Annotated in this window: 23 protein-coding genes; 10 read left to right on the top strand and 13 right to left on the bottom strand. The window is 53.9% G+C overall.

Translation table 11 applies throughout. The features are described from left to right. Positions 1 to 144 precede the first annotated feature (144 nt). The 7 genes from ABXT62_RS04175 to ABXT62_RS04145 all read right to left on the bottom strand — a co-directional run bounded on the left by ABXT62_RS04175 (position 145) and on the right by ABXT62_RS04145 (position 7,024). Positions 145 to 516 carry a DUF6285 domain-containing protein gene (locus ABXT62_RS04175; protein ID WP_415357291.1) on the bottom strand — a complete coding sequence of 124 codons (372 nt, stop codon included), beginning with the start codon at positions 514 to 516 and terminating at the stop codon, positions 145 to 147. Then, a complete protein-coding gene (locus ABXT62_RS04170) occupies positions 513 to 1,553 on the bottom strand; it encodes a phosphotransferase family protein (RefSeq protein WP_415357289.1) in 1,041 nt (346 codons plus the stop codon). The genes ABXT62_RS04175 and ABXT62_RS04170 overlap by 4 nt, the downstream gene beginning before the upstream one ends. After that, a complete protein-coding gene (locus tag ABXT62_RS04165) occupies positions 1,553 to 2,752 on the bottom strand; it encodes a CaiB/BaiF CoA transferase family protein (RefSeq protein WP_415357287.1) in 1,200 nt (399 codons plus the stop codon). Before ABXT62_RS04165 ends, ABXT62_RS04170 begins: the two co-directional genes overlap by 1 nt. Before the next feature lie 25 nt (positions 2,753 to 2,777). Continuing rightward, positions 2,778 to 2,942, bottom strand: a complete 165-nt coding sequence (locus ABXT62_RS04160; RefSeq protein WP_415357285.1) for a hypothetical protein — start codon at positions 2,940 to 2,942, stop codon at positions 2,778 to 2,780. Between the two features lie 53 nt (positions 2,943 to 2,995). Next, positions 2,996 to 5,113 carry an FAD-dependent oxidoreductase gene (locus tag ABXT62_RS04155; protein ID WP_415357284.1) on the bottom strand — a complete coding sequence of 706 codons (2,118 nt, stop codon included), beginning with the start codon at positions 5,111 to 5,113 and terminating at the stop codon, positions 2,996 to 2,998. 129 nt (positions 5,114 to 5,242) lie between these two features. Then, positions 5,243 to 5,875: a carbonate dehydratase gene (gene can, locus ABXT62_RS04150; protein WP_415357283.1), complete on the bottom strand. Its 633-nt coding sequence runs from the start codon at positions 5,873 to 5,875 to the stop codon at positions 5,243 to 5,245. Between the two features lie 9 nt (positions 5,876 to 5,884). Continuing rightward, positions 5,885 to 7,024 carry a diguanylate cyclase domain-containing protein gene (locus ABXT62_RS04145; protein WP_415357282.1) on the bottom strand — a complete coding sequence of 380 codons (1,140 nt, stop codon included), beginning with the start codon at positions 7,022 to 7,024 and terminating at the stop codon, positions 5,885 to 5,887. Positions 7,025 to 7,127: 103 nt separating this feature from the next. Between ABXT62_RS04145 and ABXT62_RS04140 the strand changes: the two genes are divergently transcribed. After that, the gene (locus ABXT62_RS04140) at positions 7,128 to 8,021 is read left to right on the top strand and encodes a phosphotransferase (protein ID WP_415357281.1); all 894 of its coding nucleotides are present in this window, start codon (positions 7,128 to 7,130) and stop codon (positions 8,019 to 8,021) included. Here the strand turns inward: ABXT62_RS04140 and ABXT62_RS04135 are convergent. Beyond that, positions 8,018 to 8,500: a YajQ family cyclic di-GMP-binding protein gene (locus ABXT62_RS04135; RefSeq protein WP_415357280.1), complete on the bottom strand. Its 483-nt coding sequence runs from the start codon at positions 8,498 to 8,500 to the stop codon at positions 8,018 to 8,020. The genes ABXT62_RS04140 and ABXT62_RS04135 overlap by 4 nt on opposite strands. A 263-nt stretch (positions 8,501 to 8,763) precedes the next feature. On the opposite strand from ABXT62_RS04135, the gene ABXT62_RS04130 reads away from it, so the two are divergent. The 4 genes from ABXT62_RS04130 (at position 8,764) to ABXT62_RS04115 (ending at position 11,988) form a co-directional block, all read left to right on the top strand. Continuing rightward, complete coding sequence (locus ABXT62_RS04130; protein ID WP_415357278.1) at positions 8,764 to 9,180, top strand: DUF6524 family protein; 417 nt, start codon at positions 8,764 to 8,766, stop codon at positions 9,178 to 9,180. Between the two features lie 568 nt (positions 9,181 to 9,748). Then, positions 9,749 to 10,069, top strand: coding sequence for a DUF6482 family protein (locus ABXT62_RS04125; protein WP_415357277.1), 321 nt, complete (start codon positions 9,749 to 9,751; stop codon positions 10,067 to 10,069). A gap of 19 nt (positions 10,070 to 10,088) precedes the next feature. After that, a complete protein-coding gene (locus tag ABXT62_RS04120; RefSeq protein WP_415357276.1) occupies positions 10,089 to 10,865 on the top strand; it encodes a class I SAM-dependent methyltransferase in 777 nt (258 codons plus the stop codon). Positions 10,866 to 11,085: 220 nt separating this feature from the next. Beyond that, positions 11,086 to 11,988, top strand: a complete 903-nt coding sequence (locus ABXT62_RS04115) for a ketopantoate reductase family protein (protein WP_415357275.1) — start codon at positions 11,086 to 11,088, stop codon at positions 11,986 to 11,988. Between the two features lie 86 nt (positions 11,989 to 12,074). Here the strand turns inward: ABXT62_RS04115 and ABXT62_RS04110 are convergent, their stop codons facing one another. From ABXT62_RS04110 to ampD, 3 genes are all read right to left on the bottom strand, one after another. Then, positions 12,075 to 13,517, bottom strand: a complete 1,443-nt coding sequence (locus ABXT62_RS04110) for a serine/threonine-protein kinase (RefSeq protein WP_415357274.1) — start codon at positions 13,515 to 13,517, stop codon at positions 12,075 to 12,077. Between the two features lie 4 nt (positions 13,518 to 13,521). Next, positions 13,522 to 15,087, bottom strand: coding sequence for a sigma 54-interacting transcriptional regulator (locus ABXT62_RS04105; protein WP_415357272.1), 1,566 nt, complete (start codon positions 15,085 to 15,087; stop codon positions 13,522 to 13,524). 108 nt (positions 15,088 to 15,195) lie between these two features. Next, complete coding sequence (gene ampD, locus ABXT62_RS04100; RefSeq protein ID WP_415357271.1) at positions 15,196 to 15,759, bottom strand: 1,6-anhydro-N-acetylmuramyl-L-alanine amidase AmpD; 564 nt, start codon at positions 15,757 to 15,759, stop codon at positions 15,196 to 15,198. A 177-nt stretch (positions 15,760 to 15,936) separates the two neighbouring features. Between ampD and nadC the strand changes: the two genes are divergently transcribed. After that, a complete protein-coding gene (gene nadC / locus ABXT62_RS04095; protein ID WP_415357270.1) occupies positions 15,937 to 16,791 on the top strand; it encodes a carboxylating nicotinate-nucleotide diphosphorylase in 855 nt (284 codons plus the stop codon). Between the two features lie 21 nt (positions 16,792 to 16,812). Here the strand turns inward: nadC and rraA are convergent, their stop codons facing one another. Continuing rightward, positions 16,813 to 17,295: a ribonuclease E activity regulator RraA gene (gene rraA / locus ABXT62_RS04090; protein ID WP_415358161.1), complete on the bottom strand. Its 483-nt coding sequence runs from the start codon at positions 17,293 to 17,295 to the stop codon at positions 16,813 to 16,815. A gap of 177 nt (positions 17,296 to 17,472) precedes the next feature. Here rraA and ABXT62_RS04085 point away from each other — a divergent pair, with 177 nt between their 5' ends. Together ABXT62_RS04085 and ABXT62_RS04080 are read left to right on the top strand one after the other, a co-directional pair. Next, positions 17,473 to 18,429, top strand: coding sequence for a LysR family transcriptional regulator (locus tag ABXT62_RS04085; protein ID WP_415357269.1), 957 nt, complete (start codon positions 17,473 to 17,475; stop codon positions 18,427 to 18,429). Positions 18,430 to 18,561: 132 nt separating this feature from the next. Continuing rightward, positions 18,562 to 20,739, top strand: a complete 2,178-nt coding sequence (locus ABXT62_RS04080) for a malate synthase G (protein WP_415357268.1) — start codon at positions 18,562 to 18,564, stop codon at positions 20,737 to 20,739. A 108-nt stretch (positions 20,740 to 20,847) separates the two neighbouring features. Here the strand turns inward: ABXT62_RS04080 and ABXT62_RS04075 are convergent, their stop codons facing one another. Beyond that, on the bottom strand, positions 20,848 to 21,357 hold the full coding sequence (locus tag ABXT62_RS04075) for a pilin (RefSeq protein ID WP_415357267.1): 510 nt from the start codon (positions 21,355 to 21,357) through the stop codon (positions 20,848 to 20,850). Positions 21,358 to 21,781: 424 nt separating this feature from the next. On the opposite strand from ABXT62_RS04075, the gene pilB reads away from it, so the two are divergent. Together pilB and ABXT62_RS04065 are read left to right on the top strand one after the other, a co-directional pair. Continuing rightward, a complete protein-coding gene (gene pilB, locus ABXT62_RS04070) occupies positions 21,782 to 23,503 on the top strand; it encodes a type IV-A pilus assembly ATPase PilB (RefSeq protein ID WP_415357266.1) in 1,722 nt (573 codons plus the stop codon). A 40-nt stretch (positions 23,504 to 23,543) separates the two neighbouring features. Continuing rightward, a complete protein-coding gene (locus ABXT62_RS04065; RefSeq protein ID WP_415357265.1) occupies positions 23,544 to 24,764 on the top strand; it encodes a type II secretion system F family protein in 1,221 nt (406 codons plus the stop codon). The last annotated feature ends 1 nt before the right edge of the window (position 24,765 follow it).

Raw genomic sequence — 24,765 nt, 5'->3', positions numbered from 1 at the left:
TATTACTTTGATTTTTCAGCACCAATGTAAAAAAATCAGGCACTGATTCTAGGCGTCGGTCGAAATTGCAACGCGAACCATCCATGTCACCAGCCCAAGGGAGCCCAAATAGGTAGCGGCTAGTCAATCAAAGCCAAACCTAGGCTATCGCAACCAACGGGCCCTGGCCTGATGCAATCCGGAGTATTTCGGGTTATCAATAGCGCACGCATGTAACGTACGCTGCCTGAGATACGAGAGAATTCGCTGGTCGTGGGCCATTGTACCATCGCGAAGGGCAAGCGCAATTTGTCGCGTGACTGGGCCCGCCTGCTCATCAAGGTCAAGTGTGGAGGCTATCTGCTTGTCGAACTCTGCTAAACCAGCGCCCATCTCCAGTTCCCTGGCCACAATACCCAATGCATTGGCCGCCACCCTGGTGGTGTACGCCTTAAAGCCATCCAACTCGGGCAATACCTCCTCACGCAAAAACTGGCGCACGGCCGCTAACAGCTCTATCGACTCAGTACCGCTCATGCAGACTCTCCTTCCATCAACAGCAATAGATCGATCTCAGCCTCCGATAGGCGCCGGCCTACCGCTGCCCTCTCCAGGCTGGAATCCTCACCACTTCGATACATCTCCAACATGCGAAGACACACCATTCCCCACGATAGAGCAGCGTGCACCTGCCAATAATGAATATCCGCCATCGCGGGCGCTATACCGGTGACAGACTCATAGCCCGCCAAAAGATCTGCATAGTCACCAAATCCGCCCACCGGCTTGGGCGAGCCAAAGCGCCAGACATTGGCGCAGATATAACCTAGGTCCTGAACAGGATCACCCAGGTGCGCCAGCTCCCAATCCAACACGGCGACAAGTCCATCTTCATCTACCAGCAAATTACCATTGCGAAAGTCCCCATGCACCAGCGTGCGCAGAGGGTCTCGACGCGGCCTATCTCGCAACCAATTGAGCCCCAATTGCAGTACAGGGGATAGGTTTCCATGGGTGTCGAGCAGCTCCTGGGCGCGTTGAAACAGAAGGACACCACTGTGATCGGATAAACCTTCCGGCAGTGATTCCAGCGGAATCTTATGGATGCGACCCAGAGTCTGGCCGCACTGAAAAGCCAGTCGCTCGCGCGCGTCTCGATAACAATCGTCCGCCAGCAGACGAAAAGGCAGGGCCTCGCCCCGCTCCCGACTCATAATATAGCCTTGCCCCAGTGCATGTTCAGGGCGCAGAACCAATCGCACAACAGGAACAGGGACACCATATCGGCCAGCGATATCGATCAGTGCGGCCTCATCCTTCAGCGTGAGTTCGCCTACTGCATTCTCGAAGTCCAGGGTCTGGCCGGGCACTCGCCGCAGAATCAAAGGCTCAGTCTCTGTCGTTCGCACCCAATCAAAAGACCACGTCTCCATATTAGCACCGCCGGAAAGGCGTGCCAGGCCGTCAATGCTTGCGCCATCAACAAGCGCGGTTTGCTCGGCGCCTAAAAGTGCTGCCCATAGACAGTCAGCCATAGCCTTATCGTCGGATGCGCCTGTGAGCGCTTCTTTCATCACCCTATCGCTCCCTGTGCCTTCAATGCCTTGATTTCTGTTGCCGTCAGACCCAACAGTTCAGACATCACACTGTCCGTATTCGCACCCAGCAAGGGCGCCGGACTAAAACTCTCCTCCTTGGTGCGTGACAACTTAATCGGGTTACCCGGCCCTCGAGTGCTGCCCCCATCAGGGTGGCGAAGGTCCACCACCATGTTGCGATGCAACACCTGGGGATCGGACAAGGCCTGGCTGATGCTATTGACAGCGGAACAGGGAATACGGTGCTTCTCGAGTTTCTCTAACCAATGAGCGCAACTTTGCCGCTCTAGCGCGTCATTGAGCCAACGGTTGATGAGCGCTCTATCCTGCCAACGTCCTGGCTGTGTGTCGTACAACGGATTGTCAAACTCAGGGCAGTCCACCACGATCTTCAGGTGTTGCCAAAAGTTATCGGTAATCACCGCGATCACGATAACCCCGTCGGCACAGCGAAATGTATCGTAGGGCACGTGAACGAAATGTGCATTTCCAATAGGGTATGGATCTTTCCCGGAGAGGCAGTGCATGGTCGCCATGTAATTGAGCATGGATATCTGGCAGTCGACCATAGCGATGTCCACATGCTGGCCAAGGCCGCTGCGCTCCCTTTCGTAAAGCGCCGCCAGAATACCCATGACACCGAACATACCGCCACCAAGATCGCCAATGGGGATTCCCGCTCGCACCGGATGTTCCCAATCAGACCCCGTAATAGACATCCCGCCGCCGCTGGCCTGTGCGACCTGGTCAAAGGCGGGACGGTTCGCACCCGGGCCCTCTGAACCATAGCCTGTCACAGTGCACGTAATGATGCGTGGATTCACTTGGCTGAGCGTCTCGAAGTCCAGCCCCAGACGCTGAGGTACCTCCGCAGCGAAGTTGCTTAATACAATATCAGACGCTTCCACTAACCGACTGAACACAGCCATACCGCTTTCAGACTTCAGATCGACCGCGACGCTTTTCTTGTTGCGATTGAGGGTCAGGTAGTAGGCGCCCATTCCGTTCAGTGAGTTTTCAGGGTCAGTTGCCAGTAACTGGCGAGTTCCCTCGCCAGCAAGGGGTTCAACTTTAATGGTCTCCGCCCCCAGATCGGCCAGAATCATGCCTGCATACGGGCCGGCCAACATGTGTGTGAGGTCTAATATACGCACGCCAACCAGAGGTTTATTCATCACGTCGTCCCGATAAGTCAAAGGGCTAGAGAGAGTAGTCCAACAGCGACAGTACCAGCATCAACCCAACTAATGGCGTCAACCAGCGTTGCAGTCGCGCCAGACGCTGTGGGTCTACCGGTTTGGTAAATCGTTCACCCAGCACCACCATCAACGCGACACCGCCAAAGATCAGTAACAGTATCAACAATAGAGTATTCAGCGACTATTCCCTCCGCAACATCTTCGTCAGCAGACCTATGCCTATAGCGATCGCGCTACAGCATGCGCGCTGTGGATAGCGCCTTCAATGTAGCCTACCCCATCGCAGTCGCCGGCTACATGTGTTTCAAAACCAAGCCTCTGGCTCAATTCGGCCAACGACAAATCGCCAGTGGCGCCGCTGGCCAAAATGACCGTGTCCGTCTCTATCTCTACTTCATCGCCGTCGCAGACTAGTGTCAGAGATCGTTCTTTGATGCACGACACATCAGTCCTGTTAATTAACACAACGCCCAACTGCTGTAAGTCCTCAAGTACCCGCCAACGCCTTACGATGGCCAATTCCGTGCCGAATTTTTCTCCCGCTTCCACGACAGTCACATCGCGGCCACGCTCTGCCAAAAACTCCGCCAACTCGAGACCTACAAGTCCGCCGCCGACAATACTCACTCGTTTACCCAGCGGCATCCACAGGTAACTGAGGCGGCGTAACCAATAAGCATTTTTAGTAATGCCCAGTAATCCCGCCACAGACAAAAGCGCAATTTGCCAACTGCGGAGTTTATCGCGCACTGCCGCGGGATCGCTACCCGTCATCAGTGCGCGCAATTGATCGCCGCTGAGGACATGTGCCTGCTCTGCGCCCGGGATAGGCAGTGCATCCCTGCGCGCGCCTGTAGCGACTACCACGACATCCGGCGCCAGCGCCCGCAAGCACCCACGATCTACCGTTGTGCCCAAACGGACATCCACACCTAATTGCCTTACCTGCTCGGCCAGATAGTCAATAAGCTTGCCATTCTCCGGGTAGACGATAGAGGAGAAAAATACGGTGCCGCCCAGATCTGCACTCTGCTCAGCTAGCGTAACTCGATGCCCACGAAGGGCTGCCACGCGCGCCGTTTCCATGCCGGCGGGACCTCCCCCTATCACGAGCACATGCCGTGGCTGTAGCGCAGGCAGAAGCACGATCTCGTGCTCATAACCGGTGCGCGCGTTCACTGCACAATGCACATGATCGCTAACGAAGATCCGACTGACACAGGTATAACAATAGATACAGGGGCGTATGCTCTCCTGCTGTCCATGCATTAATTTATTGGGCAGCTGTGGATCGGCGAGCAACTTACGACCCATGGCGATAAAGTCAGCATCTCCGCGGGCCAATACCTGCTCAGCAACTTCAGGCTCTATGCGCCCGACAGCGATCACAGGGATACGTAACCTCGCTTTGATAGCCGCTGTAAACGGCAGATAGCCCCCGCTATGGTGCACTAGTGGCGCCTCTGTGAAAGCGGCGCCGGAAGAGGGGTTCGCGTAGGCACTAACATGAATTGCATCGGCACCGGCAGCCTCAGCCAACACAGCCGTTTCAACTGCATCGGCGAGACATATCCCTCCGTCGACCCTATATTCCAGAGCATCTATACGGCACCATACCGGGAAATCACTTCCTGCCCTGATCTTTACCGCCTCGATGACATCCACAAGCAGACGCGCGCGATTCTCAAGACAACCTCCATATTCGTCGTTCCGACGGTTGATACTAGGGGAAAGAAACTCAGATAGGATATAGCCGTGCCCGGCATGCAATTCAACACCGTCGAAGCCTGCACGCCGGGCGCGCTCGGCGGCTTCAGCAAAATGCTCTATCAGCTCGCGAATGTCATCATGATCTGCAACCTTGTACTCAACCTTGGCACCCTTCTTACTGTAAGACTTAACGAAGGCTGACATTTCCACCGATGTCAAAGCGGCGCTCATTTCATCGCGCGATTTATCGGGAATAGAAGGCACAAGCATAGGGCGACCCGCGGCAATATCACAGACCGCCACCTTGCCCGCATGTTGCAACTGTATCGCTGCTCGACAGCCATGCAGCTTGATACGTGATGCCAACTCACGCAGACCGGGCAAAAACTCATCGGAGGAAATCGCCACCTGGTTCGGGTTGCAAGCACCCGATGGCCAGGCAATTGAAGCCACCCCAACAATCAGCATACCCGCACCCCCTTGGGCGCGGGCCTCATAATAAGCCTGAATACGCTCACCACAGTGACCGCTCGCCTCGGACAAATTCGTGCCCATAGGCGTCATGACGATACGATTGCGCAACTCTAGTTGCCCGATCTTTCCACTGGACAATAAGTTCTTATACATTAAAAGGTTTTACCTCTTTGCCACAAAGCTCACTGGTCGGGGCGATGAATTTAAATCGCATTGAAAAGCGTTAATCACCGATGATCAACCGAGCGGCTGCTTGCCTGGATTGCCTAACGTCTCGCGCGCTCAGGCATCTATGCGGTACGCATCCGCAATCTGTTCTGCTCTGTCGACGGTGCAATCAAGATCCTTCAGCAGGCCATCCGCAAGACTGTAAACCCAGCCGTGTATCGCTAGTGGTTGGCCTCGCCGCCACGCGTTTTGCACAATAGTCGTGTGACACACATTAGACACTTGGGAGACGACATTCAATTCGCACAGCAGCTCCAATCGCTGAGCCTTATCCTCTATCGCATCGAGCTGCAACTGGTGATGATACTGTACATCCTTAATATTGCGCAGCCAGTTATCAATCAGTCCGTTGTCCGCATTTTCGTAAGCTGCGGCAACACCACCGCAGCCATAATGACCCACTACCATCACATGCTTGACTTTCAATACATCGACCGCGTACTGCAATACCGTGAGGCAATTCAAGTCCGTATGCACCACCATATTGGCAACATTACGATGCACAAAGACTTCACCAGGCATCAGTCCAACAATTTGGTTGGCCGGCACCCTGCTGTCGGAGCAGCCTATCCATAAATACTCAGGACTTTGTTGTGCGGATAACTTTTCAAAAAACAGCGGATCGCTAGCTTTGACGCTAAGAGCCCAATCCCGATTTTTTTCAAATAAAACGTCAAGCTTACTCACGGCAGTCCCTCAAAAAACCATAGTACTGAGGCGAGATTGCCCCACACAATTACCACCCCGGGCCATCACATCGTCAAGGGCTTTGTTACCCACTACGTGCATCTGCCGTGCCAGTTGCTGCATATCCACCGCAGGAAACTGGCCGGGCTCCCAGGTTACCAAGCCAGCACTTATATAGACTTGCAACACCGCCCCGCGCCCGTCGTCAATGGTAAAACGCGCTATATCATTACGCATGCGTTCCGCTATACCCAGGCTAACCATTTCACCACTGACGGGAAGCAGAACAGCAAACCTTGACCGACCCAGCCGTGCAGTAATATCCGTCGCACGTAGGTTCGAGAACAATCTTTCTGCGACCTTTTTGATCACAAACTGGCCGCACCGCTCTCCGTAGTGTCCATAAAGATCGTTAACATCATCAACTTCAATGAGCAGCAACGTCAACGGCTTATGCGTTCGACTAGCACGGGATATTTCTCGGCCAATGTCCTTATCAAACCCTAATTCATTGCCGATAAGTGTCAGTGGATCCAGTAGCGTCAGCGCTGTGCTTTGCTCGCGACTGACGGCCGCCTTGAAGCAGGCGCAGATGATGGTGGCTAAATGCGCTACCAGATGTTCCTCTGCATTGCCCAAGAACACTGAGTCAGGTGTCCCCAAATGCAAGCTGCCAATCAAGCGACCGGAATCCAGCAACGGGACTAGCACGGCATAATCGATACCGGAAGAAAACTTAAGTATTTCAAACATACGAGAATCAGTAGCATCGATAACCATAAGATTGGGCTCTAGATCGTACAATTCCTGCATCTGAAAGATGTCACTGCATAATTGCAAGTTCTGACCATGCCGCTCAGAACCCGCCAGAAGGTGAGCCATGGTGTCCTCGGGATCGAACAACCACAGCTCGCAAGCTCGAAAAGAGAAATGCCGAGGCATGGTGACCAACAATATCTCCAACAACGCAGGCAAATCCAAGGCGCCCAGTAGCATGAGTTCTATTTTCTGGGTTTGCTGGTACAGGTAACGGTTAATGGCGAGGAATTCCGTCCGTCTGCTGTCCCTCAGCTCTGCAATAGATGCCAGCGCGGGAGCGCCGTCTATGACCTCTACGTGAGCCTCTTCCAAATAGTGATCATCTGCCATGTATTATGTCCATTTCTCCACCACGATACAGCACAGTCCAAGCTTTTGCGTATTGGATAAAGAGTGTAAGCGGCCTATACTTATCATGCAATCATGAGAGGCAATGCCAATGGTCCGCGCACTGCCGCGCAACATCCAGTTAAAGCTAGAGCAGACCCTCTCGCAGTGGCCGCACTGGCACTGTACTCCTGAACTGACCCGCGCCCCGAACGTTGTGCGCATCCTGACTGCCGGCGTCAGTAATTTTAGCGTGCTGGTTGAATCAGGGCAGCACTTCGTCGTGCGTATCGACGGGCTAGAACCAGCATCCAATGGGCTCAACCGGCAAACAGAATGGCGCACGCTGGAAGCGGCCCACAGTGTCGGACTCGCGCCCCATCCACGCTACTTCAATCCTGAACTGGGCAGTCTCGTTTGCGACTATCTGGCACCGGAAGCGGCATACAACCTTGACATCACTGACGTTGGCCAATTACTGCGTGCCATCCATCAACTGCCTGCCCGGCATCATCGTCTAAATCTGGCGGAACGGATTCTGCAGTATGAAAAGCGGCTGCAACGCAAAGGTCAACAACTGAACGCTGGACTGCGAAAGAGCGCGAACAAAGTGTCAGCGATTTTATCGGAGATTAACTGCAAGCCATCTAACGCAGTACTGTGTCATAACGACTTGCTGCAGGCCAACCGTATTTATAGCGCTGGCAGGCTGTGGGCTATCGATTGGGAATACTGCGCCATGGGAAGCCATTGGTACGACCTCGCGGTGGTTGTAAACGGCGATTTACTGTCTACAGCAGAGGCAGAAGCCCTGATAAATACTTATCTGGAGCGAGCCCCCGACGCCCAGGAGCGAAGCCTACTGCACCAATACAGCTGCATCTATCGGTACCTGGAACTGCTCTGGTACCTGGCACTGGAAAAACCCGTTTTAAACGCGGCGGCTATCGAAGAAAAATCGGCGGCACTTATGAACCTTCTCTCACAACGTTCAACCTAGTCGCGGAAATTATTGAACTGCACAGGTGCGCCATTGTCTTCTTCGCGCAACAGCGCCATCACCTGCTGTAAATCGTCGCGCTTCTTCCCGGTAACCCGCACCTGATCACCCTGGATCTGAGCCTGAACTTTCAGCTTTGCATCCTTAATCCGCTTAACGATCGCCTTACACTGGCTGGCTTCTAACCCGTGACGCAGCACGACCGTTGCGCGCACGGTCTTTCCCGTCGTCAGCATGTCCGAGACATCCATAGCTGCAGGATCAATATCGCATTTGATCAGCGCAGCGCGTAACATATCTTCCATTTGGCTCACCTGAAACTCCGCTTCGGCGGTTAGCACCACGCTGCGCTCTTCACGCTCAAAAGAGGCCTCAATGCCCTTGAAGTCGAACCGATTACCCACAATCCTTGCTGCCTGATCGACAGCATTAGTCAACTGGTGTATATCCACTTCCGAAACAACATCAAACGATGGCATAGTGTCTCACTCCAAATTCGGCAGAATTTAAAATCACATAGTAATGCGCTGAGATCGGTTTTCATAGAAGACGTTGGCAACAAACACAGCGAATGACGGATAAAGGTTGTTGTACCTGAGGCCCGCGTGCTAGCCCCTCATGCATTGCGAATAACAAAAGGGCGCTATGTGCGCGAGGCCGCAACGATTAACCTTGAATTGGCGACTGCAGTTGGCTAACGTGTTCAGCGCAAAGAAAAACCAACGGTTTAGCAGGAAGTGATATGGCCAAAAATTTCACGACGGGGAGTTTTGTAGCGCGCTGGGGGTTCGCCGCAGCGCTGGTCTTCGGAACATACAACCCTAGCGGCTACTCTTATATCGGCTGGTTAATGTCTGAGGGCGTAACGTTTGGACCTGTGTTGGCAATCGTTGGCCTGGTGTTGCTGATAGCTTGGATTATCTATTTGCGTGCGACTTTGCTATCTCTAGGGTGGCTAGGGGTCTCTCTTGGCGCCGCGCTGTTCGCTGCTATCGTCTGGTTGCTGGTGGATATTGGTTGGCTAAGCATTCATTCGACCGGAGTTATCGCCTATCTGGCGCTACTTTTACTGTCGATAATATTGGCAACGGGGATGTCCTGGTCGCACATTCGCAGGCGCTTGACCGGTCAGATCGACGTCGACGATGTTGAAGGCTAAGGCGCTGCAATCAAACGGTGGCTGCGAATTCTCTTTTGCAATACCGCGCTGCCCAGCGCTTTGGGTTACCCATCCGCTACAGACAAAACCTGCAGCACGGCCTCCCGATGAAATCAGCCGTAATCGCGGCGCTGCCGAGATAGCCAAGTAAAATGGCGCCTCAACACAGGGTCAGAGTCGATTGCTGCAGGAGAAGCATAGGCTGCGGCCAACTGCTGCTCGTCATAGGTCCGATGGATTGCATCATGACAGTCACGGCAGGTATAAATCCCCCTGCGCAGTGACTCGCGGCTAAAATTGCGCTGATAGCGCCGCCGACGATGCAGTTTTCGGGGAATAAGATGGTGAAATGTGAGCGGTTGTGGTCTCTGACAAAAAGGGCAAGGACCTACCACACTGCGCCGGGTCGCGAATGTTATCTGGTATTTCGACATGTTATTGATTACGTTTGAATCGAGCGCTTGGATTGAATCCAAATACAGCCAATACGCGTACATCTATAGGCCAGTTATAAAGGTGTCCGTTGTCGCTTAAAACCGGCGTCAGTAAGTAAAGAGGGAGTAGAATTATGAGACTTTCCATCATCCAGTTTGCCGCATTAACCGATGCCGCTGATGTTACTATCCACTCCCTCGAGCAGGCGCTTTATCAAGTCACGGTAGCTTTACCCAGCGGGCCTCATCTGCTGGTGGATAAAAAGGGCAAAGCTATTAGCAGCCGAAGCTTGCAGAACATAAGGGAAATGCTTCAGGTTTTACCCGTTGGTACAATCACCCTGCGGCACGAGTCCGCCTATGATGAAATGATCGGGCAGCCACCGAGAGAGTCCAGTAACGCGCTGGAGGTCAACTTGTCACATGAAATGTACCCTGAACCTATTATTCATTAATCGGTCACGGCATCAGAAAATGGCTCACAAACTTCACTCAATGCAACTCACTCTCAAACTCGGCAGCCTCGCCGCAATCGTTGCCGGTCTGCTGTTTATGGCTCAGGCATCCGCCGAACCGGATACGGATGACAACTACTATAGCTATGATCAACCTAACCGCGATGGCATCGGCAAAGTCTATATGGGCAGGGAAATTGCCCATGTGATGGGCCATCGCGGCGCAACTTGGCTAGAAAGGCCTGAGCGAGAACAGAAGGAGCGGACGGATCTGCTGCTCAGCTTGCTGGCGCTGCACCCGGGGGACACGGTGGCGGATATTGGCGCTGGCACCGGCTACTTCTCGCTACCCATCGCCCGATTGGTAGGCCCAACAGGCCGCGTATTGGCAGTGGATATTCAACCCGAGATGCTAACAATCATCGAAGAACGGGCCCGCGCGGGAAAAATTGCCAATATCGTTTCGATCCTGGCCACAGAAACCGACCCAATGCTACCCGATAATACGGTAGACCTAGTCCTGATGGTCGATGCTTATCATGAGTTTTCTTTCCCTCGCGAAGTCATGACGCGCGTCGTAGACGCACTGTCTGAAGACGGCAGAATCGTACTGGTAGAATACCGTGAAGAGGACCTCGCCGTGCCAATCAAGCGGCTGCACAAGATGAGTGTAGCTCAAGCCAAGCGCGAAATGGCCGCTGTCGGTTTAGTGCTGGACCAATTGCATGATAACCTTCCTTGGCAGCATGTTATGGTTTTCCGTCGCCAGGCAGAGGCCGCAGTGAAGCCTATATGAAAGTGTCTCAGTGATAGACCTTGGCAGTAACACATAACGCTAGGGCGCTACTCACACAATATACGGCGCCCTATGCGTATAGTCTCGAGCTGCCGGGCAACGCTGGGACTATGCGCCCCATCGTGTCCGCTGGGTGTACAATGTTTCCCGCTCTAGGTCCTAAAAAAAGGAGTCACAAAGTCATGCGACACAACCCGTTTTCAAGCCCAATCTACGTATTTTGACGACACAGCAGCCGCACTGGCATCTATTGGGCGCCGGGGCGATAGGTTGCCTATACGCAGGGCACCTTCGCAGTAGTGGATGCGATATTTCGCTGATCATGCGCGAAGGAACGTCGCCAGCATCGCTGCCGATAATCACAGAACACGGGGGCATTCGCAGCGAACAACACGTACCCGTTGTGACGCCTAATAGCCATGCGCCTATTTCCCATCTAGTGATCACAACAAAGGCATACGACGTAAGCGAGGCCGTGGCGAGCATTGCACACCTCTTAAGCGAAGACAGCGTAGTCGTGCTGCTGGTGAATGGCATGGGTCTCGCAGAGCAGTTGGCCGCAGATTGGCCACACCTGAACATTTTTTGTGGCACCACGACCGAGGGCGCTTACTGTCTAGCGCCGCAGCATATTCAGCATACCGGTCGGGGAAAGACGCGCATTGGCAAGCAGGGTGAAAAGAAACCCCCTCCATGGTTTGAACAGTGGTCTGATGCAATTGACACCTGCTTGTGGGATAGCGATATTGAGGCAGCACTATGGTCAAAAATGGCGATCAATTGCATCATCAACCCTCTGACCGCCTTGCACAACTGTGCCAATGGCGAACTCAGCCAGGACCCAGAGTTAATCACGCAAGTGACGACCTTGTGTGGTGAGGTCTGCAAGATTACTCGGGCGGCTGGCTTTACCGCGATTGCCGCAGCATTGCCACAGTTGATCGCGGGGGTCATTGCGGCCACTGCAAACAATCGTTCTTCGATGCTGCAGGATGTCGAGAATGGCAGGCGCACCGAAATTGATTACATTACTGGCTTCCTGCTGCAAGTCGCAGACCAACATGGAATTGATGCCCCTCACAACCGTGCATTATTGAAGAGCATAAAAAGCCATCAATGCTGACGCTCTGTCGTTGAAAAATTGACTACCCATAGCATTGTCTCGGCCATCACACATGGCCTTGGCCTGCAGCGTGGCCTTCGTATAGATCAGTGATAGAGCGCCAACGTCGTACTGCGCACTATATCCCGCCACTGCTGCATCGACATATCTGAAAACAAAATACCCTGCTGGTTAACACGCAAACCCGATTGCTCACGATGAATCGCAAACACACACAGGTTCGCCGCACAGTGCAGACTAATTTGAATACCCAGCTCGGGCGCCTCGTTCCAATTCGTGGTTTCTCCGGCAGAATAGTAGGTGGTTCTGGGAACGGCCCCAACCGGACCGATGACCCGGAGCCTACCCAGCTGTTCCGCCAGCGCGTTCTTCACCTCCTGCACCAGCCAAGCAGGGGAAATGCCGGGTAGTAATTCCATTTCTGCGGTCACAGAGGTTATCGGCAACGCGAACCCAATAGGTGTCACCCTGCTTTGCAGGGTTAGCACTGACGCTACCGTAATCATAATCACAATGGCAAGCGCAGCAGCTGCGCGAACTGGCCACCTGAGCGCTGTTATCCGACGCCAGAATCCGGCGACTCTCGTGCCGGAGTGCACCGGTGCAAACTGTCTCTGGCGTGCCAAGCCCTTAGGTATCAATAGAGGGATATGGGCGGGGGATTCACGCCGAAAATAGGGGCCAGCCTCAAGCAATAGACTATTGCCAGATGATATCGGAAGCCTCCGCAACAGCGACCGCAATACCTGTCGTACCTTGTGCACGTGATTGGCTCTCTTAGCAGGGTCTTTTTGCAGAAGCCCGTCGATCAGTTCTACCAGCTGATCCGGCAGCTCCACATCGCTGCCAACGATGTCCTTCAAGGGACGAGCGGCGTGCGTTAGCAGCAAATCCGGGGCAGGCCGCCCATCACGAAAAAAAGGCTGTTCACCGCTCAGCATGCGGTAAAACAGACAACCCAAAGCGAACAGGTCGGCACGTCCATCTAACGGATAGCCAAGATACTGTTCTGGAGATAGGGCATGAAAGCTTCCCGCCGCCCATTGCCGAGATGGCTCCTCTCCTGTGACCCTAGCAATCCCGAAATCGGTAAGCTTGGCTCGCCCGAACTCGGTGATCAATACGTTTGCGGCTTTCACATCACCATGCACGATGTGCTGTTGCCGAGCGAGCGCAAGCGCCCCAGCAATGTCAACGCCTACTGTCAGCACACTTGCCAACGAGGGACGCACCGCGGCCAGCAACTCTTCCAAGCTCGATCCTGGCACATATTCCATGATCAGAGCGAGGTGCGTACTAGACTCTATCACATCGTAGATCTGCACCACCTTGTGACTGTGCATACTAGCCACTAATTGCGCTTCACGCCTCAGCTGCTTGCGGGACCCGTGCTTGGCAGAAAGTGTGTAGATTTTAATGGCCACTCTACGCTGCAGCCGCTTGTCGTAACCGAGGAATACACTCCCCTGCCCGCCCTGATTAATCAGCCGCAGAATACGATAGGGCCCTACTTGGCTATCAAGGTTCATGCACTCAGTGATAAAAAAGACGTAAATTGCGCAAATGACAGCGCAGACTATTCACCGAGACCTGCAACTGTTTAGCAACAGCTACGCTATCGCCACCGCGCTGAGTCAGTACACGCTGCAACTCATCCAGTGAAATGTCTGTGGCCAAGCGATAGCGAGGTGACATTTTAATACGCCGGTACACTGCGCCCCGCGAAACACCTAGCTGCAAAGCGACGCGTAGCGCTTCACTACCGTTAGAGACCATTGCCTGATCAAACGTATCATCGTCGATATCCTGGATTTTACGGCGTGGCGGACGCCCCTCTACTGAAGACGCTTTAGTATTTTTCTTGAGCAGCGTTAACTGCAAGTTTGCATTCAAGATCGGCGTCGTCTCACTTGCGAGAACGATCTGTTGGGTGAAATTGACCAGCTCACGAACGTTTCCCGGCCAGCGATAACTCACAAAACGAAAAAACAGTATTGCCCAGGCGGCAATGTCCCGCGCGAGGCTCTGCACATGAGGTAATAATTCAGTGCGTTCGGCCTCCGCTGCGCTACGCTGAAGAAAATGCAATAACAACTCACCGATATCTTCTGGGTGTTCATGCAGCGGCGGCAGTACTATTTCACAGGCCCCAAGACGGTGGCGCAATGCCGCTTTAAAATGACAACCCTCACCCTCAAGCGCTGCATCCGTGGCGGATATCACGCGCACATCCACGCGCCTTATCGGGCCACCGACAGCCTGAATTTCACGCTGCTCTAGGACACGCAACAACAACGGTTGCACCTCCAAAGCGACATCTCCAATCTCATCCAGAAACAGGCTGCCACCCTGTGCCTGCTCAAAATAACCCGGGCTTGCTTTATCAGCGCCTGTAAAGGCGCCACGAGTACTGCCAAACAAAGCGGACGCCGCCAGCTCATTAGGGATTGCGGCCATATTGACACAGACCATGGGGCCGTCGGCCCGGCCACTCGCCTGGTGAATAGCCGTGGCCACTAATTCCTTGCCGGTTCCTGTTTCGCCCCGAATGAGTACGTCAAGGTCGCTTTTAGCGGTACGAGCGACCTGCTCTCGAATGTCATCCATACAAACACTGTTACCGCGCAACGGATCGCTATCATGGCTTGTTTGATTCTTTGTGATACTGCGCTTGGTCAGTCGCAGCATAAGAACAATACTGTGCCCTAGCATCAGAGGGACGCCCTCGAGCAACGTGTCCCTGCGCAGTTCAACGCTGCTGTACAACTCGGTCGGGCCGACGCGACAGCGACTGGCTGAATCAAATCGACGAATCGTAAGGCGCTGACCCTGGTAGCTAAATTGTAGCGCTCGGCGACTGACATGCGCATCATCGAGCCCTGCGGGGGCGTGATCATATGTCCCATTGAACTCGGGGCTATAACGCCCCAGCACCCAAGGGACATCACCCGTTTGCAATGGCACCAAAGTCTTGTGTCCAATACGAGCAGTGTCAGCATGAAAAATGATCGTAAGCACGAGATCCAATCTCGCGGGCGCAGCTCCCAGCGCGGCAATGATTGAAGGAAGGGTTAAATCCGTGTCAGCAGGCCTCATCATGGATTTGGGTATCCGTCGACTGGTTGCAAAACAGAGAGTCGTTAGTGTTAAAGCTTAGCAGTTGAACGCAAAAATGCCGTAATGGGCTGACAGTCAATAGGAAGAGATTTACATACGGTCTACTTCCCCCAACTGCTGCCGATAACGGTACCAGTCAAATGCGGGGCCTGGGTCGGTTTTGCGCCCCGGCGCAATATCGCAATGCCCGACAATTTTATCCGTACCCATAGCCGGGTACTGTGCTATTAACACACTCGTCACCGCTAACAGGGCCGTATATTGTGCATCGGTATAAGGGTCATCATCCGTGCCCTCAAGCTCAATGCCGATACTGAAATCGTTGCAATCGCTACGCCCTTTGTAAGTGGACTGACCCGCATGCCAGGCGCGCTCACCGAAATCAACAAATTGCACAAGATCACCACCGCGTTGTATCAACAGATGTGCTGACACCTTCATGCCACGGAGCTTTTCGAAGAAAGGGTGTTCGTCCCAGTCCAAACGATTCGTAAAAAATCGCTCTATGCAGTCGCCGCCGTAACACCCCGGCGGGAGCGAGATGTTGTGTATAACCAATAGTTCTGGCACACAGTTTGCCGGGCGGGTCTCGCAATTCGGTGAAGGCACCCTCCTAGCCTCAAGTAACCAGCCCTTATCCACTGTGTATTGCATGTCTGCTGTTATTCCTGACAGCTGTTACTGTCGATGCCGAGCGAAACGTTGCCCGAGTCACAGTTTACACGGAATTAGTCACAGAATGCAGAGCACCTATGCCTCACAATCGGCATTAACAGTGGACATTACTAACTGCTACAATCACCAATCATTTTCACGACACACATTTATTTTATGAGCCAGTCGAAACCCCAACTCACAGCCCCCGATTCCGCAGTAGTGCAGCGTAATATTCGCGCTGCGCTGGCAGAGGATGTGGGCAGCGGCGATATTACCGCTGCGTTAATTTCCGCTGGTTCGCGCGCGACTGGCCGAGTGATTAGCCGAGAAGATGGCGTGCTCTGTGGACAGCCGTGGGTGAATGCCGTATTCGCAGATCTGGACGAGGCGGTGCGTCTGGAATGGCATCGTGCAGACGGGCAAGTCGTCACCGCAGGCGATACACTATTTACCGTTGAGGGCCCTGCGCGAAGCTTACTGACCGGTGAGCGTTGTGCCCTCAACTTTCTGCAGCTGCTGTCGGGCACAGCAACCACCAGTCATCGCTATGCAGACGTTGTGAGCGAGACTAATGCAAAATTGTTGGACACTCGAAAAACGATTCCTGGATTACGCGAAGCACAAAAGTACGCGGTGCGCTGCGGTGGCTGTCATAATCACCGCATCGGGTTATACGATGCCTTTCTGATCAAGGAAAACCATATCACGGCCTGCGGCGGCATTGCTGCAGCGGTAAAAGCAGCAATGAATTACGCCCCTGGAAAACCAGTGGAAGTCGAAGTTGAAAACCTTGCAGAGCTCGAAGAGGCGCTAGCGGCGGCCTGCGACCGAATCATGCTGGACAACTTTTCTCTTGAGCATACGGTGCAGGCCGTTAATTTGTCGAATGGGCGCGTCGAACTGGAAGCCTCCGGTAATGTGACCGAAGCAACGCTGCTTGCTATTGCGCAAACCGGCGTGGACTTTATTTCAATTGGCGCACTGACCAAGGACTGTAAACCGCTCGATCTATCCATGCGCCTGCTATAAAACCGCACGCCACAATCAGGGTCATTGCGAGAGCAAAGACCGCTTACTGACAATCACCCCGTTATTATCGGCGTAAATATAATCACCCGGCGCGATGTCCACGCCGCCGATGTGAAGGTCGATATCACGCTCCCCCACGCCGCGCTTTTCAGTCTTGATCGGACAACTGCCCAATGCCTGCACACCGACAGAGGTGCGGCCAATTTCATCCACGTCGCGGATAACCCCATTGATAATCAGGCCGCTCCAGCGATTGGCTGCCGCTTTCTCTGCCAGCAGGTCACCCAGCAGGGCACGCCGCATAGAACCCCCGCCATCCACCACGATCACGCGGCCCAGTCCCGGCTCCTCGACACATTGCTTTACCAGCGAGTTGTCCTCGTGGCATTTGATGGTGACTACCGCCCCCCCAAATTGTCGGATTTGTCCATAATTAACCAGTTGCAACTCAAGGGCACAGACCTCGGGTGCCTCATCCGATAGATCGGGGGTCGAAATTGGGATCATAACCACTCCAAAATGATGTCATTGTGAGCATTATACATCCTGACGCACACGCACAAACCCAACCGTGATGCGTGCAACCCATGTGCAGTGTTGGCAATCGCTAGATTGTGAGTATAATTCCCCCAGCCAATACCTAGCATATCTTTCATTCACAAAATGAATGCGGAGCGTCTCGTGAAAGTCAATCGGATCGATCTTAACCTGCTGGTCTACCTAGATGCACTGCTGCGCGAGCGCAACGTGACCCAGGCCGCCAACCAACTCAACCTGTCACAGCCGGCCATGAGTAACGGCCTGCGCCGACTGCGGGAACTGTTTAACGACCCCTTACTCGTAAGGACCAGCGAGGGCATGACACCCACTGAGCGCGCGCTCGAGCTGGAGCCGGTGGTGCGCGAGGTCCTCAGCAAAATCGATCAGGCCGTACAGCCTCGCGGAGAGTTTGAAGCGGGCACTGCGCAGCGTGTTTTCCGCATTATGGCCAGCGATTATGCTGAGTCCACCTTATTCCCCAGTGTGCTAGGAAAGCTACGCACGCTGGCACCGGGCCTGACGCTGGATATCATGACACCCTCGGACGTGAGCTTTCTGGATGTTGAGCGCGGGAAGGTCGACATGGTGATCAACCGGTTCGACTCCATGCCCCAATCCTTCCATCAGATACACCTTTGGGACGATAGCTTTACCTGCGTACTAAGCCCCGAAAATCCCGTACTGAACGATTTCACCCTGGAGAATTATCTCCAAGCCAACCATGTGTGGGTCAGTAAGACCGGCATGGGTGTGGGGGTAGGCGTAGATCCGAGCGACGTTCAACGCTTGGGATGGGTCGATGCAGCCCTCAACAGACTGGGCAAGAAGCGTCAAATACGGGTGTTCACGCGACACTATCAGGCGGCGATGACACTGGCAGAACAAAACGACCTGATCGTCACCCTCCCAACCCGCGCAGCGCAGCTCAAACTGAACAACCCGCGTGTGGTGTTGCGCGAGCCGCCGCTGGAGATTCCGCCACTAGAGCTGAAAATGGCGTGGAGCCCACTTTTACAACACAACCCCGCCAATAAATGGCTGCGTAAATTGATTGTGGACACCGCCAGAGAACTGAACGGACAGCAACCGACGCTTTAGCGGCATTCACCGCTCTAATGGCGGTGATAGAAGCGATAAATTCGCTAAATTTAAGTCTGCGACCTACACTCATCTGCTCAGCGGCACAGGCGTGGGCCTGGGCTTAGCTATCGTTTACAAAGAGGAATCAGCATGACGGATCGCGTCCAACAGGGGAGCTTGCAGGTTGCAACCGTTCTCAACCAACTTCTGGAAAAAGACATCGCCCCGGGCACGGGTGTCACGCCCGCTCAGTTCTGGCAGGGTCTGGAATCCATCGTCGACACGCTGGGGCCGCGTAACCGTGATTTATTACAAATCCGTGAAGATCTGCAGGGCAAAATCGACGCATGGCATCAGGCTCACCCGGGTAACGACTACGACCGCGAGGCCTACAAGGCCTTTTTGCAAGAGATTGGCTACCTGCTTCATGAAGGTCCCGATTTTCACATCAGCACCACAGGCGTAGACGAGGAAGTCGCCACGCTGGCAGGGCCGCAACTGGTGGTGCCGGTGATGAATGCGCGCTACGCACTGAACGCGGCCAATGCCCGCTGGGGCAGCCTTTACGATGCTTTATATGGCACTGACGTGATCCCAGAGGCCGACGGAGCCGAGCGCGTGGGTGCCTATAATCCAGTGCGCGGCAATAACGTTATCGCCTACGCGAAAGACTTTCTCGACCGCCACTGCCCCCTCACCGAGGGCAGCCATGTCGATGCGAAAGCCTACACCGTAGCGGAGGGCGCGCTGCAGGTCACACTGAGTGATGGTGCAACCCGCACGCTGCAAGCGCCTGCGCAGCTGCGTGGCTATTGCGGCGATGCGGCAGCACCTGACAGCATCCTGCTGCGCCATAACGGTCTGCATATCGAAATCCAAATCGACCCGGCAAGCCCCATTGGTGCGACCGATGCAGCAGGCGTCAAAGACGTCGTGCTGGAAGCGGCACTCACCACCATTCAAGATTGCGAAGACTCCGTCGCAGCGGTGGACGCCGAGGACAAAACCGTCGCTTATCGCAACTGGCTAGGCCTGATGCGTGGCGATCTGGAAGATCGCTTTGACAAAGGCGGCAAGACGATGACCCGCCGTCTCAACAAGAACCGTCGCTTTACTGCGCCCGATGGCGGCGAGCTGATGCTGGCCGGGCGCAGCCTGATGTTCGTGCGCAATGTAGGCCATCTGATGACCACACCGGCCATATTGGATGCCAACGGTGATGAGATTCCAGAGGGCATTATGGATGCCATGTTCAGCGCGATGATCGCGCTGCACGACCTGAACAAGGCAGCCGGCAGTGATCGCAACTCGCCGCAGGGCAGCGTCTATATTGTAAAACCCAAAATGCACGGCCCGGATGAAGTCGCGTTCACCTGTGACCTGTTCGACCGTATCGAAGACGTCCTGGGTATGGCCCGCAACACCCTGAAAATGGGCATCATGGACGAGGAACGACGCACCACAGTGAACCTCAAAGAGTGTATTCGTGCAGCGAGCGAGCGCCTAGTGTTCATCAACACCGGTTTTCTGGATCGCACCGGCGACGAGATACACACCAGCATGCATGCAGGCGCCATTACACCCAAGGGTGCGATGAAACAGGAACCCTGGATCTCTGCGTATGAAGACTGGAATGTCGATACCGGACTGCGCTGTGGACTATTGGGTAAGGCTCAGATCGGCAAAGGCATGTGGGCGATGCCAGACCTGATGGCCGACATGATGAGCAACAAGATTGCACACCCGCAGGCCGGCGCCAGCACTGCCTGGGTGCCCTCCCCGACGGCAGCAACGCTGCACGCGATGCATTACCATGATATCAACGTCGGCGAGCGGCAGACCCAATTATTAGGGGAGGCTCGCGCCTCGTTGGACGACATCCTGAGCATTCCCCTCAAAGGCGCCGACGGTCTCAGTGAGCTTGAAATTCAGCGCGAATTAGATAATAACGCGCAGGGCATACTGGGCTATGTCGTGCGTTGGATTGACCAAGGCGTGGGATGCTCCAAGGTGCCTGATATCAATCAGGTGGGCTTAATGGAGGACCGTGCGACCCTGCGTATCTCGAGTCAACATATCGCCAACTGGCTGCGTCACGGCGTCTGCAGTGCAGAACAGGTGCGGGAGACACTCGAGCGCATGGCGGCCGTCGTGGATACACAAAACGCAGCGGACCCTTTGTATCGGCCTATGGCGCCCAACTTTGATGCCAGCATTGCTTTTCAGGCCGCCTGTGATTTGGTGTTTCTGGGTGAACAACAGCCCAGTGGTTACACCGAGCCGGTGTTGCATGCGCGACGGCGTGAGGCAAAAGCGAGGGCGTCGTAAGGTCAAGCGCAAGGCATGTCCTCTAAAACGATCGCCAGCACCGCTTTATTTTGGTCAAAAAAAAGCCCGGCAGAGCCGGGCTTTTTCCTACTCCATTAGTGACCGAGGTTAGGCGTCAGGGGCTGCGTCCGGGTCTACGTAAGCGCCACGACAGTTGGCAGGAAGATACTTTATATCAACTCCCGTTGTGCTAAGCGCACTCCCTGGGTTGCATTGCCACCGAATAGTAGAATCAGAGCCTACAGTCCCCACTAAGGAAAAGGGCTCGGTGCCAGTACCGTCGCCCCAGACAGCCTGATTAACATTCGCCGTAATGTAAACCTTTGGAGTCAGAACAATCACAGTTATCACTTTAAGAATATCACTGTTGCGCTCAGCGGTATTGACACCAAATTCGATTCCTACGCCATCATCCGGCAGCCCACCGTTAGACGCCACATATTCAGTAACGGTCGTTTTGGCTTCTGCCAGAGCAGCGACTGCTTCAGACATCTTGGAGCGTACAATATAGTCCTGATAAGCAGGCAGCGCGATCGCGGCAAGAATACCGACAATCGCAATCACGATCATCAGTTCGATGAGGGTAAAACCTTTTTGTGCCTTCTTTTGAATATTCATAATCGTTCTCTACCTTGATGATTAGGGTTACACACCGGCAAGAGACTCTTCTCCCCGGTATAGGCCATTTGCAGAGATGACATTGCATATCGCGTGCCAACAATGGAAATACACGGCAATAAAAATAAAAATACTAGCTAAATCAATTGGTTATATTATTTTTTGTTTCCCAGCACGGCGCACAGGCCGCTCCACGCTTGCCACCATTTTGACCCAAAGTGTCGATATCGGACAATTTTTGTCACAAGTGACGCCAACACGGTAGCAATGCGCCGACAGGCTCACGCCTACTGCGAGCAGTATTTTGTACAATTTAACCCTAAACAGAGGCTGCCGCAGGTATAGCAAGCTGGTTATACTTTCTCTTTTCAATCAATTGCGGCGTTATGGCTATTTTTCTATCGGTCACAGGAACCTTCACTCGATGAACAGTAAAGCACTGGGGCAGCTCAGCGGTTTGGCGGGAAGCCTTGTGGCTGGATCGCTGATCACCGCCGAGCAGGCCGTCGAAGCGCAAAAACAAGCGGCCATAGAGAAGGTGCACTTTGTCCAGTATCTGGTAGAGAAGGAAAACGTCGACGGTCGACGTCTGGCAGAGCTGACCTCACACGAATTCGGCTTACCCTTATTTGATATAGCCGCGCTCAATACCGATTCGATTTCCGTTGCCCTGGTCGATGCAGCGTTGATGCAAAAGCACCATGCGCTGCCGCTGTTACACCACGGCAATCGGCTCTTTGTCGCGGTATCAGACCCGACCAATCTAGCCGCCCTTGCAGAGATAAAATTTCACACTGGCATCAACACGGATGCCGTGCTGGTGGAAGAAAGCGCCCTCAGTGAGGCACTGGCTAAATGTGCCGAGTCACAGGACGCACTCTCCGATGGGCTGAGTGATCTGGACGCGTCCTATCTAGACGATATTGATATCGTCAGCGACGGAGAAGCGAAAGAAGAGGATGATGGCAGCGAGTCGATTGACGAAACACCCATTGTGCGGTTTGTTAATAAAGTCTTAATAGACGCGATTAAACAGGGTGCGTCAGACATCCACTTTGAACCTTATGAACATTCCTATCGGGTGCGCTTTCGCACCGATGGCATTCTGGAGGAAGTGGTTAAACCTCCGCGAAATCTTGCCCCACGCCTCGCGGCGCGGCTAAAGGTCATGTCGCAAATGGATATTTCAGAACGGCGGCTACCTCAGGACGGACGTATCCAGATGAAGCTGTCGCGCAATCGGGCTATCGATTTTCGCGTCAATACACTGCCCACCCTGTACGGCGAAAAAATCGTACTGCGTATTCTGGATCCTGGCAGCGCAAAAATGGGCATCGACGCCCTGGGCTATGAGTCCTACCAAAAAGACATGTACCTAAAAGTACTGAACCAGCCCCAGGGCATGATTCTGGTCACAGGCCCCACAGGCTCGGGAAAAACAGTGTCGCTCTATACTGGCCTCAATATTCTCAACACGCCCGAGCGTAATATTTCCACCGCTGAGGACCCGGTGGAAATTAATCTCGATGGCGTCAACCAGGTTCATGTGAATGCTAAGGTAGGACTTAATTTTGCGGAGGCATTGCGCTCCTTCCTGCGCCAGGATCCAGACGTGATCATGGTGGGTGAGATTCGAGACCTCGAAACAGCAGAAATCGCGATCAAAGCCGCACAAACAGGCCACCTAGTGCTTTCTACGCTACACACCAACAGTGCCTCGGAAACCATTACCCGGTTGCTCAATATGGGAGTCCCGGCGTTTAACGTAGCGTCTTCGGTCAACCTGATCATAGCGCAGCGACTGGCCCGGCGATTGTGCAAGACCTGCAGTGTGCCAGCGGATGACATCCCCCATGGCACACTGCTCGAAGAGGGCTTCACCGAAGACATGTTGACCGGAGCCACTATCATGAGCCCTGTGGGCTGCAAAGACTGTAATGCCGGTTACAAGGGACGAGTGGGTATTTACGAGGTGGTTAAAATAACCCCCTCTATTGCCAAGCTTATTATGGAGGAAGGCAACTCAATGCAAATCGCCACTCAGGCCAGAGCAGAAGGCTTTCATGATTTACGGATCGCGGCACTGAAAAAAGTTGCCCAGGGAATGACCAGTTTAGAAGAAGCAAACCGGATTACCGTCGACTAGATAATAGCGGCATCATAAAGACAGAGGGACGGTCACCACCATGGCAGCAAGCGCAATCAGAACCGACATTTTTACCTGGAGCGGGACAGACAAAAGTGGCCGTCCCGGCAAGGGCGAAATCACGGCTATCAGCCAAGCCATGGCCAGAGCACAATTACGCCAGCAGGGCATCAAGCCCAACAACGTGCGTAAAAAACCCAAGCCATTGTTCGGGGGCAAGGGTAAAGCCATCAAGCCAGCTGATATCGCTATTTTCACTCGACAGCTGGCAACGATGCTCAAGGCAGGCGTGCCACTGGTGCAAAGTTTTGACATCGTCGAAGACGGTTTAGAAAAGCCCCAAATGAAAGCGTTGGTCGTCAGCATCAAAAATGACGTAGCCTCGGGCAGCGGACTTGCGCCTTCTCTGGCGAAACACCCACGTTACTTCGATGAGCTGTTCTGTAGCCTGGTTGGATCAGGTGAAGACTCGGGCACACTGGAGGTCATGCTGGATCGCGTGGCCACCTATAAGGAAAAAAGCGAACAGCTAAAAGCCAAAATCAAAAAGGCGATGACCTATCCAACCGCAGTGGTCTGTATTGCACTGGTCGTAACCGCTATCCTACTGATCAAAGTGGTGCCGGTTTTTGCCAATACCTTTAAGAATTTCGGTTCTGAACTGCCTGCGTTCACACAGTTCGTTATGGATATATCGGACTTCGTCATCGCCTGGTGGTTCGTCATGTTCGGGGTCATTGTCGGTACAATATTTGCGTTTCGAGAGATGAAGCTACGTTCTGTCCGTTTTTCCGAGTTTCTGGATAGGGCCGCACTGAAAACACCCGTTGTTGGCGGCATCATTCATGATGCAGTAATCGCGCGCTTCTCTCGCACGTTAGCCACCACGTTTGCCGCTGGTGTGCCACTGGTGGAGGCCTTGAATTCCACCGCCGGCGCAGCAGGCAACTCCGTCTATGCGAAAGCTATTCGCCGCATCCGTGACGACGTTACCACGGGCAACACACTTTACAGCGCCATCAAATCTACCGGGCTATTTCCCAATCTGCTGCTGCAAATGGTGTCTATTGGAGAGGAATCCGGCGCACTCGATGACATGCTGGACAAGGTGGCCACCCACTATGAAGAGGCTGTAGATAATGCGGTCGATAGCCTCAGCTCCCTGATGGAGCCCCTGATAATGTCTGTGCTTGGGGTCCTTGTGGGCGGTCTGATGATTGCTATGTACCTGCCCATATTTATGCTGGGATCGGTCATCTAGC

It is taken from the genome of Halioglobus sp. Uisw_031 (genome assembly GCF_047729875.1).
In the GTDB taxonomy this organism is placed as follows: domain Bacteria; phylum Pseudomonadota; class Gammaproteobacteria; order Pseudomonadales; family Halieaceae; genus Marimicrobium.
This window is presented reverse-complemented; position numbering and strand designations above follow the sequence as displayed.

What these genes read in the sequence shown, in the direction of transcription:
- ABXT62_RS04175 (WP_415357291.1), bottom strand. Translation starts at nt 516, where the DNA reads ATGAGCGGTACTGAGTCGATAGAGCTGTTAGCGGCCGTGCGCCAGTTT.
- ABXT62_RS04170 (WP_415357289.1), bottom strand. Translation starts at nt 1,553, where the DNA reads ATGAAAGAAGCGCTCACAGGCGCATCCGACGATAAGGCTATGGCTGAC.
- ABXT62_RS04165 (WP_415357287.1), bottom strand. Translation starts at nt 2,752, where the DNA reads ATGAATAAACCTCTGGTTGGCGTGCGTATATTAGACCTCACACACATG.
- ABXT62_RS04155 (WP_415357284.1), bottom strand. Translation starts at nt 5,113, where the DNA reads ATGTATAAGAACTTATTGTCCAGTGGAAAGATCGGGCAACTAGAGTTG.
- ABXT62_RS04145 (WP_415357282.1), bottom strand. Translation starts at nt 7,024, where the DNA reads ATGGCAGATGATCACTATTTGGAAGAGGCTCACGTAGAGGTCATAGAC.
- ABXT62_RS04140 (WP_415357281.1), top strand. Translation starts at nt 7,128, where the DNA reads ATGCCAATGGTCCGCGCACTGCCGCGCAACATCCAGTTAAAGCTAGAG.
- ABXT62_RS04135 (WP_415357280.1), bottom strand. Translation starts at nt 8,500, where the DNA reads ATGCCATCGTTTGATGTTGTTTCGGAAGTGGATATACACCAGTTGACT.
- ABXT62_RS04130 (WP_415357278.1), top strand. Translation starts at nt 8,764, where the DNA reads ATGGCCAAAAATTTCACGACGGGGAGTTTTGTAGCGCGCTGGGGGTTC.
- ABXT62_RS04125 (WP_415357277.1), top strand. Translation starts at nt 9,749, where the DNA reads ATGAGACTTTCCATCATCCAGTTTGCCGCATTAACCGATGCCGCTGAT.
- ABXT62_RS04120 (WP_415357276.1), top strand. Translation starts at nt 10,089, where the DNA reads ATGGCTCACAAACTTCACTCAATGCAACTCACTCTCAAACTCGGCAGC.
- ABXT62_RS04110 (WP_415357274.1), bottom strand. Translation starts at nt 13,517, where the DNA reads ATGAACCTTGATAGCCAAGTAGGGCCCTATCGTATTCTGCGGCTGATT.
- ABXT62_RS04105 (WP_415357272.1), bottom strand. Translation starts at nt 15,087, where the DNA reads ATGATGAGGCCTGCTGACACGGATTTAACCCTTCCTTCAATCATTGCC.
- ampD (WP_415357271.1), bottom strand. Translation starts at nt 15,759, where the DNA reads ATGCAATACACAGTGGATAAGGGCTGGTTACTTGAGGCTAGGAGGGTG.
- nadC (WP_415357270.1), top strand. Translation starts at nt 15,937, where the DNA reads ATGAGCCAGTCGAAACCCCAACTCACAGCCCCCGATTCCGCAGTAGTG.
- ABXT62_RS04080 (WP_415357268.1), top strand. Translation starts at nt 18,562, where the DNA reads ATGACGGATCGCGTCCAACAGGGGAGCTTGCAGGTTGCAACCGTTCTC.
- ABXT62_RS04075 (WP_415357267.1), bottom strand. Translation starts at nt 21,357, where the DNA reads ATGAATATTCAAAAGAAGGCACAAAAAGGTTTTACCCTCATCGAACTG.
- pilB (WP_415357266.1), top strand. Translation starts at nt 21,782, where the DNA reads ATGAACAGTAAAGCACTGGGGCAGCTCAGCGGTTTGGCGGGAAGCCTT.
- ABXT62_RS04065 (WP_415357265.1), top strand. Translation starts at nt 23,544, where the DNA reads ATGGCAGCAAGCGCAATCAGAACCGACATTTTTACCTGGAGCGGGACA.